Origin of the sequence: Oscillatoria sp. HE19RPO, from assembly GCF_024220515.1 — a bacterium.
Lineage (GTDB): Bacteria > Cyanobacteriota > Cyanobacteriia > Cyanobacteriales > Laspinemataceae > Laspinema.
Genome location: NZ_JAMXOT010000271.1, coordinates 1 through 12,873 on the forward strand (window position 1 = coordinate 1; position 12,873 = coordinate 12,873).

A 12,873-nucleotide genomic window follows, 5' to 3' on the forward strand; every position below is an offset into this window, starting at 1 on the left:
CAAAAAATAAAACCTTCAAAAAACCCGCAGGCTCAAGCCTGGAGCTACACGGACAAAGCGGTGCCTGCGCGGGCTAAAAGAGCCTTGTTAGGTGCGATCGCATCAAAGCAAGGATGATTTATTTGTTGGAATCCCCTTAGGGAACTCCAAAAAATAAAATAGCAATTGTAGGGTGGGCATTGCTACCCTACTTAGGGAACTCCAAAAAATAAAATACCCAAAAAACCCGCAGGCTGTTCGCGGAGCGTTCCGCTTAGAAAGGGGCTACACGGACAAAGCGGTGCCTGCGCGGGCTAAAAGAGTCTTGTTAGGTGCGATCGCATCAAAGCAAGGATGATTTATTTGTTGGAATACCCTTAACAACCGAATAGGAATGATTGATTTTTTGGAATACCCTTAAGGCAGAACTGTCAGTTGGCCTTGACAGATTAACCCCCTTTCGGTGAAAGAAAGTTCTGAAATTGCCACATCGGAACCTAGGGGTAAAATCACGGTTTCTAATGGGATTACCGCTGAGTCTGAAAGCAGTTGAATCTTTGGATTGAGAAAGTGCAATTCGGAGGGGTTGGCCAGTTGTAACCCGGTTTGGAGGAGAAAGGGTTGGGACCCTTGGGAGGGGGTGTTGAAACTTCCGCGCAGGGTGAGGGTTTCCTGGGAGGAGAGGATGGCAGCGCCCTCCCAGGTGAGGGTGGGTTTTGAGTCCCAGGAGAGGGCGGAGGCGAATTGGGGGAAGAATAAGGGAGTGAAGGCATCGGCAATCAAGGGCGATCGCATAGAGGCATTCAGGTCAGCTTCCGTCAGATGTAACCGCGCCACTACGGGGACCGGGTGTTGAAGGTGTAAGGATTTCCCGCGCAGAATGTCCCGGAGATTGACTTGAATGCCGGTGCCCTGGAGTTCTAGGGTACTTAGGTGTAGACCTTGGTAGATGGCATTTGACCCAGATAGAGAAACCTGGGGAATGACTCCTTGGAGGATTTGGCGATCGCCTCCCTCAATCTGCACCTCTAGTTCCTTAACGGATTCCACCTGCGATCGCAGCCACAATTGCACCGCCCTGGAGAGGACCCAACCGATGCGAGACCGAGACGGGTGACTGGGTGGAGTCAGGGGTAAACCTTCTTCCGGTGGGGATAATTCCGGGCGATCGCTGGACACAGAAGCTAATTTTATAATTTCTTTTTCGCGCATAAATATTCTCAATGAAATTCCCCAGGCGCAAGGCCCTAGAATCAGGGAGATCGGGGAGCTAGGGTGAAATGTTGGGGCATCCAGCACCCCTCGCCACCGGACGGACGGGGCATTTGAGTGCTTCTAACCCCTAGTTTTCCGTTCTGAGTGCTTGTATTCTCCCCGATCCTGTAATATTTGTACATAGTTCACTCTGGCAAGTTGTCAGGTGGACTCAACCCCTAAAAACTTTTAGAAAAAAGCGAGCAAACGCAGCCGTCCAAAACATGGATGCTAGACTGCAAAAAATCCTATCCGAGTGGGGCATTGCCTCACGCCGTCAAGCTGAAAAAATGATTCAACAGGGACGGGTCCAACTGAATGGCGAAATTGCCCACCTCGGGCAGAAAGCCGACCCTGAACGCGATCGCATCCAAGTTGATGGTATCCCCGTCAACCCAGGCGATCGTCCTAGTCCCGTTTACTTGTTATTAAACAAACCCACTGGAGTTGTTTCCACCTGCGCCGATCCCCAAGGTCGGACCACCGTCCTCGACCTCCTGCCTGCTGACTTACGGCACCAAAAAGGCATCCATCCCGTTGGACGGTTGGATTTTGACTCCACCGGCGCATTACTGTTGACCAATGACGGAGAACTCACCTTCCAACTCACCCATCCCCGGCATAGCATTTCCAAAACCTACCAGGTGACCATTGCCGGAGAACCCCCGGAATCCACCTTGGCAGCATGGCGTCGCGGTGTCATCCTAGATGGTAAAAAAACCCGACCGGCTGAGGTTCGCATCCTCGATCGCCCGCATCGGTCCCAAACCCTGCTCGAAGTGATTCTCTGGGAAGGCAGAAATCGCCAAATTCGCCGGGTTGCTGAATTGTTAGGATACCCGGTCATTCACTTACACCGCACCGCCATCGGCTCGATTCATCTCCACCCACCCGGGGAAGCTCCCTTGCCCCACGGCTACTACCGCCCCTTGAACCCCTCTGAGATATGTTTCTTACAAAGTCAAGTCTCCCTAAACTCCGTAAATTTGCCAGCAGATACTCAGGAACCGACCCGATGAAGAAGCATAAACCTAAAGCTATCCTGAAACCACAGCAGGATCCATCGGTCAAGTTGGCCGAGATGGGTGCTTACTTACGGCAAGTGCGGGAGTCTGAGTCGATGACCCTTGAACAAGTCGCGGCGAAAACGATGATTCGAGTCAGTCTGCTGCGATCGATTGAAGAAGGGCAACTCTATAAACTCCCCGAACCCATTTATGTTCAGGGTTTTCTCTTGCGGTATGCTGAGACGCTGGGTTTAAATGGCGTTGAGTTTGCTAAAACCTTTCCGATCATTTCCACTTGGCGCAAGCAGAAAATAGCCCAGTGGTATTTACCCATGCCTAAATTTCGACCGATTCATCTGTACCTGATTTATATTCTGCTGATTATGGGTGCAGTCAAAGGGTTATCTGGATGGGTCGAAACTACGGCGATGCAGCAATCCAACGAACAACCATCGGAAACCGCTGAGGCGGTAGCGAGTTCTGAATCCGCCACGGCTGAAAAACCCACCCCCCCAACTACTGCCTCTCAAACCCTTGGGGCCAGTCAGTCCAATTCCAACGCCCCGGTTAGGGTGGGATTGATTGTTCAGGATAGTTCTTGGGTTGAAATTACCGCCGATGGCAAAAAGGAATTTGAAGGCACGTTACAGCAAGGAACGGAACGCACTTGGGAAGCGAAACAACAACTGATTGTCGTCGCGGGTAATGCCGGTGGGGTCCTCATGGCGGTTAATGATGAACAAGCCAAACTCATGGGTAAACCTGGGGTTATCGAAGAGGTGATTGTTCAGGCAGAACCCTAGCCTATGGTTGTACCGTAGGGATTAGAAACCGGGTTTCTTTAGAAAATTTGTCGCAATAAAGCCACAAATCTAGGGTAGAAACCCGGTTTCTTGTTTTTTGGACAGGACTTACGCAGATTTTGAAAACCCCCCCAAAATGTAGAGGCGATTCGCGAATCGCCTCTACATTTTGGAGTTTTTGTAGACCTTTGACAACCGGGTTTGGGATGACTCATAAACCCCAGATCATGTAGGGTGGATTCGCAAATCAACCCTACATGATCGGGTTTGACCTTGAGGGTGGGCGACTTAATAGCACCGGCGACCATAGGTTTCCGTGAGCAGTTTCAGGCGATCGCGCAGGTCCCAAGTCAGCACCTCCCCGCGATAACGCCATCCCCAATTCCCTTCCGCCAATCCGGGCGTATTCATCCGCGCATCGCTGCCGAGTCCCAACAAATCCTGCATGGGAATCAGGGCTTGATTCGCCACGGAAGACAATGCTACTCGAATCATTTGCCAGTGAATGCCTTCCTCAGAAACGGGTCCTAAATAGGATAAAAGACCCCACCGTTCATGGTCCGACAGTTTTTCAAACCATCCCACCGTCGTATCATTATCATGAGTCCCGGTATAAACCACACAGTTGCGCGAGTAATAGTTAATCGGCAAATAGGGATTCCCCGGTCCGGATCCAAAGGCAAAATGTAAAATCTTCATCCCCGGAAACTCGAACTCGTCTCGCAGGGCTTCCACTTCTGGGGTAATCACCCCTAAATCTTCCGCAATAATCGGCAGACTGCCTAAGCGTTCTTTCACCGTCTTCAGTAGGGCCGAACCCGGTGCCGGAATCCACTTTCCATTCATGGCGGTGGTTTCCCCTTGGCGCACGCACCAGAAGGATTCTAGGCCCCGGAAATGGTCGATGCGAATGATATCCACATAACTCAACATGGATTGGAAGCGCTTGACCCACCAATCAAAATTCTGTTTTTCCAGGCGCTTCCAGAGGTAGACCGGGTTACCCCATAATTGCCCCGTGGCGCTGAAATAATCGGGCGGGACTCCGGCCATTCCTGCGGGTTCTCCGGTTTTGACATCCAGACAAAAGATGTCTGGATTGGCCCAAACATCGGCGCTATCGTGAGCGACATAGATGGGAATATCGCCAATAATTTGGATGTTTCGTTCGTTGGCGTAGCGTTTGAGGTCGGACCATTGCCGGAAAAATTGGTATTGCAGGAATTTTTGGAAAAAGATTTCTGCGGTTAACTGTCGCCGCCATTTGTCTAGGGCCTCGGTTTGGCGCTTGGCAATGTCGGGTTCCCACTGATACCAGCTTTTGCCATCCATTGCGCCTTTAATCGCCATGAATAAGGCATAATCGTCAAGCCAGTAGGCTTTTTCATGGCAAAATTCTTGAAATTGCTGTTTTTGCTCCGCAGAAGCCTGGGCTTTGAAGGTTTGGCAGGCTTGTTGTAAGAGGGGCATTTTGATGGCGATCGCCTGGTCAAAATCAACCCAATCTGCGGGAAATTCTGGCACTTGGTCAAAGTCCCAATCGGCGAGTAATTGGTCATCTCGCAGGCGATCGGGACTGATCAACATCGGGTTTCCCGCCATCGCGGAATAGGACAAATAGGGAGAATTGCCAAATCCCGTAGGTCCTAGCGGCAAGATCTGCCAGTAAAGTTGGTAACTCTCTGCTAAAAAGTCTACGAAGCGATAAGCGGCTTCGCCAAGGTCACCGATACCAAACCGACTGGGAAACGAGGTGGGGTGGAGTAGAATACCGCTAGATCTGGGGAAGGGCATGGTGTATGTACCACTGGAAAATAACTTAAGCCTGGTTGCCCAATGGTTGACTGGGCTACCGACTCTCAACTTTATCACGGCATGGGTCACTAGAGAGCGGCGATCGCCCCATTGAAACTGGATGACAAATCAGCCCGGATCCCCGCTAACAAGGATTTCGAGGTCAGGACTTACGCAGATTTGGAGAGTCAAACCTATTTGTAGAGTTGATTCGCGAATCAACCCTACAAATAGGGGTTTATCCGTAAGTCCTGGCGGTTAAAAACCGAACTTTCAACCTCTCAACTTTAAAATCTAACCATGACTTATCGCAATCCCACTCCGACTGTTGACATCATTATTGAGTTAGGCGATCGCCCCGGGCGTCCCATTATCCTGATTGAGCGTCGCAATGACCCTTTGGGTTGGGCGCTTCCCGGGGGTTTTGTGGATTATGGGGAATCTCTGGAAACTGCGGCGATTCGTGAGGCGAAAGAAGAAATCGGGTTAGATGTGGAACTCATCGAACAATTTCATGTGTATTCTGACCCCAATCGGGACCCGCGTCAGCATACTCTGAGTGTGGTGTTTTTAGCCACGGCGACGGGGGAACCCCAGGCGGCAGATGATGCCAAAAATTTAGACTGTTTTGAGTCTTGGCGCATTCCCCCCAATCTCTGTTTTGACCACGATCGCATCCTGAAGGATTATTGGCGCTACCGACATTATGGGATCAGACCCCGGATTTAAGGCGATCGCCACTCCATCTGGAGGAGAACTCCCCAAAATAAAATAGCCCAAACCCGCACCCTGTTCTATGAGCGTTCCAAAAGGAAAGGGTGCGGGTTTTTATCGACTTTGGAAAATTGGATGGAGTATCATACCAAATCCGGTTGTGAAAGACCTATTTTACTCTTCAGCCTGCGTAGGCAGGCTTTGTCTTGTGAGCCTCCACCCTTGAGGGTGCGGGTTTTTATAGACCTTTAACAACCGAATGGAGTATCAGAGTGGGTTTCCTACTCCACTGGGTTGGTATCTAACCGATGCGATCGCCTCGCCGTCCCCCGGAAATAGTGGGTCCGACTCGATCGCGGATCCGGCGGTACTCGATTCACCCGAACTTCCCCAACCCCTCGGTTTGGGTCTATTAAAAATCTTAACGGTGCGATCGCTCTGTGGCTATTTTTCTTTAAAGACGAAATATTTCAAAACTCCCAAAGCCATATCAATCAAAGTGATTCAGATTTTTATTAATGTCATCATCAACCCTTGGACAATCCCCATTTCTCAATTCGCACCGCCCTTTGCCCCTCCCAACTGCCAATGCGCCCTCAACCTTGACTTAGAATAGAGTTTCTAATCCCCGCTCAACCGGAATGGCATGATAGTTAAGGACAGCCCGTTTCACCCGAGGAACAGGTTGGCTTCCTGCTATTCCAGTTTCCTCCTCCCTTGCCACTCGAACCCGCGACTAGAATTCTAGAGAAAATAGTCTGGATCGAGATCACCGTCAACCCTTCCCACCCTCCAACCATCCCGGCTTGTTGATTTTCAATACATAGGTTGTCCTTGCCAATGATAAACCCGGTCTTGATGACCCATAAGCTTCTTGTGAATGGGTCTGTAAAATCCCTGGAAATTTCCTTAAAATTTGTTACTTGAAAACTCAATTTTTGACTAAAATTATAATTAAAATCAAGCCAATTTAAAAATAGTTCAGATAAAATCAGAACGTTATGACAGGATAAAAGGAAAACATGAAAACTGGGTTGTAAAGCCGAAATATGAGAGCAAAACATCGCCTATTCAAGGGTAATAAAATTCGCAGTAAGGAAGGGTAGGGTGTATGAACCTGGATCGCCAATTTAGTCAAACTCATGATTCCGTCAGCCCGGGTGGAACCCATCATGATGAATACTTCCAAATCATAGTTGAACGAGCCGCGATTGGGTTAGCGCTTTGGGACTTGACTGGAAAATTCTTGCAAACCAACCCTTTTTTACAAACCATGCTGGGGTACGAGGCAGAAGAACTATCCCATCTGGAATATCGTCAGATTACTCATCCCGAAGACTTTCAAGCAGAGAAGGCTCTCATGCAAGAGTGTATTGCCAGAAAGAGAGAGGGATATGAAATAGACAAAAGATTAATTTGCAAAGATGGAACAGAAATTTGGGTGAAACAAAAGCTATCTCTGATGCTAGACGCAGCAGACAATCCACAATGTGCTGTGGCAACTATTGAGAATTTTTCCCAAGCCCCCTCTCTGGAAAAAACGACTCAAGAACTCGCGGAAAAATATAAAACAATCTTTGATATTTTCCCCTTGGGAATTTCAGTTACCGACTCCGAGGGGAACATTATAGAATCAAATACGGCGTCATTAGAGTATTTAGATGCCCTGGTTAGAAGCTCACAAGCAAAGGCTAAAACGGATAGAGATGATCGGCTCATTTTGAGAGAAGGAACTCCGCTAAATCTCAAAGAATTTTCCAGAATGCTGGCTTTAACAGAATCGGTTGAAAATCGAGGCATTCAAAATTTACAAGTTGGAATTTCCTCATCGGAAGGAGAAGTGGACTGGCTGAATATTACCGCTGTACCGATCCCCTTGGAAAACCATGGATTTGTGATTGCATACAGTGATATTACCGAATGCAAAAAAACCGAAATAGCGTTAATAGAAAGTGAAAGACGGTTTAGAAAGGCCGTGGATAACTTCCCGGATACTTTTGTAATTTATAATGCCGATCGCCGCATTCAATTTATTAATACCCAAGGTATCAGAGTGAGTGGCTATACCGAAGAACAAATTCTAAATCGCCGGGATGAAGAATTATTTCCACCGACGATTACCGATACCTATCTCCCCCTACTCCAAGAGGCAATTAGAACAAAAACTCCTCAGAAAGGAGAATCCAATATTGTCTTAAATCATACCCCACTGAGCGCAGCAATTGCTTATATTCCCTTACTCAATGAACGGGGAGAAATTTATCAAGTTTTAGGAATTACCCATGATATCACCGAACGCAAGCGGGCGGAAGAATCTTTAATTAAAAGTGAAACCACCAATCGAGCCTTACTCAATACCATCCCCGACTTAATGTTTCGAGTGAAAGGAGATGGAACGTACCTAGATTTTAAACCGGCTAATTTTAGTAATTTAATCAAACCACAAATTTTTCAAGGCTTAAAAGTGGTGGATGTCATGCCCCAAAACATCGCCGAAACATCTATGAGATATATCCAACAAACCTTGGAAACTGGAGAAATCCAAGTGTTTGAATATCAACTAGAAATCAGCGGTGAAGTTTCTGTCTATGAAGCGAGACTGATTGCCAGTGGAGATGATGAAGTTTTGGCGATTGTGCGAGACATTACGGCGCGTAAAAATGCGGACCGAGAGAAAAATCAATTAATTGAATCCCTCCAGAAGAGTGAAGCCAATCTCGCCCGCGCCCAAAGAGTGGCTCATGTGGGAAGCTGGGAATATGAGGTGGATTCTAAAAAAATCACAGTTTCTGAAGAACTTTTAAGAATTTTTGATTGCCCCTTTGATTCAGGATTAAGCTATCTTCACCTGGTGAAACAGCTACACCGAAACGATAGAAAAACTTGGAGCAAGCTGATTCGAGAAGCTCTCGAACAAGGTAGTGCCAATGAAGTTGAACTGAGAATTTGGCAACGCGATCGCACCCTCCGTTATATTGAAGCCAGAGCCGAGGCAGTCTTTAATGAAACCGGAAAACCCATTAGGCTCTTTGGAACCGCCTTAGATATCACCGAACAGAAAAAAGCCCAAGCTGCCCTCGCAGAATCCGAAGCCAAATATCGCTCCTTAATGAATGATGCCGGAGATGCGATATTACTCACGGATTTGGAGGGTAATTTTTTAGAATCTAATAAAAAAGCCGAGGAATTATTGGGTTATACCAAAGAAGAATTAGTCACCCTCCACGCCAGTCAAATTTTGCCCCCCCAAGAACGAGAAAGAGTGAACACTGTGTTCGCCTTAACCGCGAAAACCGGGGGCGGATGGTTGCCCAATACCCAAGTCCGCCAAAAAGATGGGGAAACGCTCTGGGCGGATATTAGTTGTAGTGTGGTCCAATGGGGAGAGGGTTTAAAAGTGCAGCAGGCGATCGTTCGGGATATTACTTATCGGGTTCAAATTGAAGCCTCTTTAAGACAACAAGCTGAACGAGAACGGTTGATATCCGCGATGCAGGAGCGGATTCGACAGTCTCTGGATTTGAAAGAGATTTTACAAACGACCGTGGTCCAGGTGAGGCAATTTTTACAGTGCGATCGCGTGGCAATTTGTCGCTTAGGAGATAATTCCACCGGGGTGATGGTATCGGAATCGGTTAATTCAGAATACTGCTCGATTTTAGGGCTAACCCTTCGCGATCCCTTATTAGGAGAACAGGATTTACCCCCGGAAGAGTTGGGGGGAATTTATCAGGTTGAGGATATTACTCAAGCTTGGGTGAGCGAGTCTCAAGTGAATTTTTTAACTGAGGTAGAAGTCAAGGCGATGTTAATGGTGCCCATTGTCCAAAGTAGTGGGTTATGGGGATTACTGATTGCTCACCACTGTGCCGCACCTCGACGATGGCAGCAGTCAGAAATTAAGTTTCTCAGTCAATTGGCAACTCAGGTGGGAATTGCCACCCAACAATCTCAACTGTATGAACAACTTAAAGAAGCGAATCAACAGTTGCGACAACTGGCAACTCGGGATGGATTAACCCTGTTATCAAATCGGCGTCATTTTAATGAATATTTAGAACGCGAATGGCGACAGATGAAGCGCGATCGCACCCCACTCTCGTTGATTCTATGCGATATCGACTTTTTCAAACCCTATAATGACACCTACGGCCATCAAGCTGGGGATGAATGTCTCAAACAAGTGGCAGTTGCTATTCAAAAAGCCAGCAAAAGGCCCTTAGATTTTGTGGCGCGCTATGGCGGCGAAGAATTTGCGGTGATTTTACCGGATACCGAGACGGATGGGGCGATCTGCGTCGGGGAAACCATTCGCGAGGCGGTGAAGGCATTACAGGTTCCCCATCGGGCATCTCCCACCTGTGGATACATTACCTTGAGTGTGGGAATTGCAACGGTGATGCCTGGAGTTGAGTCGTCTTTGGAAACCCTGATTCAGGAAGCCGATCGCGCCTTGTATCGAGCAAAGGACCAGGGCCGCGATTGTTCAGTACATTATGCCCAGATTTAAAGGGGTTCTGTACATTGGCGATCGCATTCCCCACTTCCCTCTCCTGCTCCTGCTAAAATAGATCGCGATTCCACCCGTCCCCCTTGGGGTAAACTATGGAAGGCTGTTTTTTTTGAAGTCCCTCTGGTTTGGCGAACAGCTTCGATGGCATTGAATTGCGATCGCCAGGGGGCGCAAACAATAGCCCAGTGGAATTAGGGTCAGGAAGATGGACGCGATCGCGTCGTTCCTTACTCAGTTAATGTTCATTCCTGAAAGGGTTTAAGTGAACCGGCAGAACAAGGGCAAGATCCAGGGAGAATGCGAGCATTAATCTAGGTAAAATATCCCTGAACACGGGATTTAAAATGTGTTTTCCATTCCAATTCGCAAGCCAGATAAACCGTCCGGGGATAACCCGTTCTTGAAAATCTAATCTCAATGACTAAAACAATCATTCAGACAGACCAAGCACCCGCACCCGTTGGACCTTACAATCAGGCGATCGTCGCCACGGGTCAGTTCGTCTTTGTTGCGGGTCAAATCTGCCTAGACCCCAAGACCGGGACCCTAGTCGGGGAGGGTGATGTGGTCAAGCAAACCATCCAAGTGATGGCGAATCTAAATGCCATCCTCACCGCTGCCGGTGCCACCTTTCACGATGTGGTAAAAACCACGGTTTTTTTGGCAGATATGAATGATTTTGCTGCGATGAATGCCGTTTATGCTAAATATTTCGATGAAGCCACGGCACCGGCGCGCGCCACAGTCCAAGTGTCACGTTTACCTAAAGATGTACTCGTTGAGATTGACTGTATCGCGGTGATTGAAGGAACTGCTGGATAGTCTTAAGATTTAAAAACAGCAAAATCCTGATATCTTAGGGGTTTGGTGGCAAGATACTGGTAAATTTAGGGGAGGTTATAAAATTTAATGACGATCCAACAGCCTACAAATACGGCAGTTACTAGCAAAGCGTCTAGTAATTCCTTTAGAACTTCCATTCTGAGCGTTGATTTGGGCCGCACAGCAACAAAAGCTTGTGTTAGCCGGGACCCCAACCAAGTGGTATTTATTCCATCTAATGTGGCCCAGGTCCCTGTAGAAAAAGTGCGGGGTGGGGAATTTGAATCTCGGCCTACGGATCCGTTATTGGATATGTGGTTGGAGTATCAAGGGCGGGGTTATGCGATCGGTCAGTTAGCGGCTGACTTTGGCGCAAATCTCGGAGTTGGCGAACGGAAAGTGGAAAATGCCCTGGTGAAAGTCCTCGCCAGTGCCGCTTACTTTGGATTAAAAGATGATTTAGTGGTTGTCCTCGGTCTGCCCTATCATTCTCAAGAAGAGTTTGAGCGGGAAAAAGAGGAAATTACCAATTTGCTGACTTCGCCTCATGTGATGAGCTATCGCGGTGAGCAAGTGACCCTGAATATCACCAAAGTTTGGGTGATGCCGGAAGGATATGGCAGCTTAATCTGGTGCGAAGCGCAGGAGAAGGTGGATAAAAAAGGGGTGTCCCCGGATTTTGCCAAGACTTCAGTGGCGATCGTGGATATCGGACATCAAACCGCTGACTTTTTAATGGTTGATAATTTCCGGTTCGCACGGGGGGCCTCCAAGAGCGAACCCTTTGCCATGAGCGAGTTTTACAAGCGCGTGGGAACCGAAGTGGAAAAGGCATATAGCCAAGCGCCGATTAGTGTGGATACTCAATCCTTGTCCTTAATCGATGCGGTGAATAAACCCAGGGGTCAACGGTTCTTCCGTCCTCGTGGTGCATCCAAACCCACCAATTTGGATGATTTTCTGCCTAACTTGCGAGAATTATTTGCGCGCGAACTTTCCGACTTGTTGATTAAGTGGTTACCAGAACGGGTCACTGACGTGATTTTGACCGGCGGTGGCGGGGAATTTTTCTCCGATGCTCTGAAACCCTTGGTTGAACAAGCGGGTTTGAAAGTTCATTTGGCCCAACCTTCCCGTCCGGCTAATGCTGTGGGACAATATTTGTATGGAGAGGCTCAACTTGCCTCCTCTTCGTACACTCGCTCCTCTAGGGCCGGAAGTTAATGGTTTTTTGGTTAAGCAAGACAAAGAAACGGGTCGGATTTACCGATGAGGTAGCCGACCAAACCTTGTTGGCGGTTGTGCAGAAAGAGTTACAAAACCAACCCCACAAGAGTTTCGGCGACTTGTGTAAAGAAGCCCTATGGCATTATTTGTATGTACCCGAATCGGTAAAACCGACGCGGAAATCAGCAGATGCCTCGGACACCATTGGGGAGTTACAAGGGCAATTGAGGTCCTTAGAGGAACGGGTAGCGGCGAGGGAGGCGAGTCGATTGGATGCACTGGAAAAGCAGTTGCAACAATTGAGCTTGCAGGTGGGACAGTTGGCGATCGCCCTCAATAATCAACGGGGAAATTATCAACCGCCTCAACAACCCTATCTGGAACCCCAACCGGAACCCCAACCGGAACCGGAACCAGAACCGGAACCCGTCGCCCCCCCCAAACCTGTGGACCCCTTACTCCAACGACTCAGTTCCTTCATCGATGATTTCTAAGTCGGAACCAATGGGTTAGAAAAAATCAGGATAAAATCTGCAAGTATCAGGAGTCAAAAGTTTTTAAAACCTTTGACTCCTGATTCTTTTTGGGAATATTATATCAAGAATTTGGAGAGTATTGGAACAGTCAAGGTTAGAAACCGGGTTTCTTAACAAAAATTCTGATAATTGGGGACAAATTAGGGAGAGAAACCCGGTTTCTTGTCCCAGGGCGTGGATACAGTCAAGGTTAGAAACCGGGTTTCTTCACAAAAATTCTGATA

10 protein-coding genes are annotated in these 12,873 nt (G+C 48.0%); 8 read left to right on the forward strand and 2 right to left on the reverse strand.

All coding sequences use genetic code 11. The features are described 5' to 3' along the window. Positions 1-396 precede the first annotated feature (396 nt). Positions 397-1,191, reverse strand: a complete 795-nt coding sequence (locus NG833_RS22430) for a DUF2993 domain-containing protein (RefSeq protein ID WP_254567499.1) — start codon at positions 1,189-1,191, stop codon at positions 397-399. A 266-nt stretch (positions 1,192-1,457) separates the two neighbouring features. Between NG833_RS22430 and NG833_RS22435 the strand changes: the two genes are divergently transcribed. Continuing rightward, the gene (locus NG833_RS22435) at positions 1,458-2,252 is read left to right on the forward strand and encodes a pseudouridine synthase (protein ID WP_254567500.1); all 795 of its coding nucleotides are present in this window, start codon (positions 1,458-1,460) and stop codon (positions 2,250-2,252) included. Beyond that, positions 2,249-3,043 (forward strand): RodZ domain-containing protein, encoded by a 795-nt coding sequence (locus tag NG833_RS22440; protein ID WP_254567501.1) that lies wholly within the window; start codon positions 2,249-2,251, stop codon positions 3,041-3,043. Before NG833_RS22435 ends, NG833_RS22440 begins: the two co-directional genes overlap by 4 nt. Positions 3,044-3,331: 288 nt before the next feature. On the opposite strand, the gene malQ is transcribed toward NG833_RS22440, so the two are convergent. After that, positions 3,332-4,837 (reverse strand): 4-alpha-glucanotransferase, encoded by a 1,506-nt coding sequence (malQ, locus tag NG833_RS22445; protein WP_254567502.1) that lies wholly within the window; start codon positions 4,835-4,837, stop codon positions 3,332-3,334. 300 nt (positions 4,838-5,137) lie between these two features. Between malQ and NG833_RS22450 the strand changes: the two genes are divergently transcribed. The 6 genes from NG833_RS22450 to NG833_RS22475 all read left to right on the forward strand — a co-directional run bounded on the left by NG833_RS22450 (position 5,138) and on the right by NG833_RS22475 (position 12,607). Beyond that, positions 5,138-5,566, forward strand: coding sequence for an NUDIX hydrolase (locus tag NG833_RS22450; RefSeq protein WP_254567503.1), 429 nt, complete (start codon positions 5,138-5,140; stop codon positions 5,564-5,566). Positions 5,567-5,810: 244 nt separating this feature from the next. Next, positions 5,811-6,167 carry a hypothetical protein gene (locus NG833_RS22455; RefSeq protein WP_254567504.1) on the forward strand — a complete coding sequence of 119 codons (357 nt, stop codon included), beginning with the start codon at positions 5,811-5,813 and terminating at the stop codon, positions 6,165-6,167. Between the two features lie 495 nt (positions 6,168-6,662). Continuing rightward, positions 6,663-10,061, forward strand: coding sequence for a PAS domain S-box protein (locus NG833_RS22460; RefSeq protein ID WP_254567505.1), 3,399 nt, complete (start codon positions 6,663-6,665; stop codon positions 10,059-10,061). A gap of 420 nt (positions 10,062-10,481) precedes the next feature. After that, entirely contained in the window at positions 10,482-10,886 is a 405-nt protein-coding gene (locus NG833_RS22465; protein WP_254567506.1) for a RidA family protein, read from the forward strand. 87 nt (positions 10,887-10,973) lie between these two features. Next, positions 10,974-12,110, forward strand: coding sequence for a ParM/StbA family protein (locus tag NG833_RS22470; protein WP_254567507.1), 1,137 nt, complete (start codon positions 10,974-10,976; stop codon positions 12,108-12,110). Next, on the forward strand, positions 12,110-12,607 hold the full coding sequence (locus NG833_RS22475) for a hypothetical protein (RefSeq protein ID WP_254567508.1): 498 nt from the start codon (positions 12,110-12,112) through the stop codon (positions 12,605-12,607). Before NG833_RS22470 ends, NG833_RS22475 begins: the two co-directional genes overlap by 1 nt. The last annotated feature ends 266 nt before the right edge of the window (positions 12,608-12,873 follow it).

Coding starts and splice junctions, on each gene's coding strand:
- NG833_RS22430 (WP_254567499.1), bottom strand. CDS start 1,191: ATGCGCGAAAAAGAAATTATAAAATTAGCTTCTGTGTCCAGCGATCGC.
- NG833_RS22435 (WP_254567500.1), top strand. CDS start 1,458: ATGGATGCTAGACTGCAAAAAATCCTATCCGAGTGGGGCATTGCCTCA.
- NG833_RS22440 (WP_254567501.1), top strand. CDS start 2,249: ATGAAGAAGCATAAACCTAAAGCTATCCTGAAACCACAGCAGGATCCA.
- malQ (WP_254567502.1), bottom strand. CDS start 4,837: ATGCCCTTCCCCAGATCTAGCGGTATTCTACTCCACCCCACCTCGTTT.
- NG833_RS22450 (WP_254567503.1), top strand. CDS start 5,138: ATGACTTATCGCAATCCCACTCCGACTGTTGACATCATTATTGAGTTA.
- NG833_RS22455 (WP_254567504.1), top strand. CDS start 5,811: ATGGAGTATCAGAGTGGGTTTCCTACTCCACTGGGTTGGTATCTAACC.
- NG833_RS22460 (WP_254567505.1), top strand. CDS start 6,663: ATGAACCTGGATCGCCAATTTAGTCAAACTCATGATTCCGTCAGCCCG.
- NG833_RS22465 (WP_254567506.1), top strand. CDS start 10,482: ATGACTAAAACAATCATTCAGACAGACCAAGCACCCGCACCCGTTGGA.
- NG833_RS22470 (WP_254567507.1), top strand. CDS start 10,974: ATGACGATCCAACAGCCTACAAATACGGCAGTTACTAGCAAAGCGTCT.
- NG833_RS22475 (WP_254567508.1), top strand. CDS start 12,110: ATGGTTTTTTGGTTAAGCAAGACAAAGAAACGGGTCGGATTTACCGAT.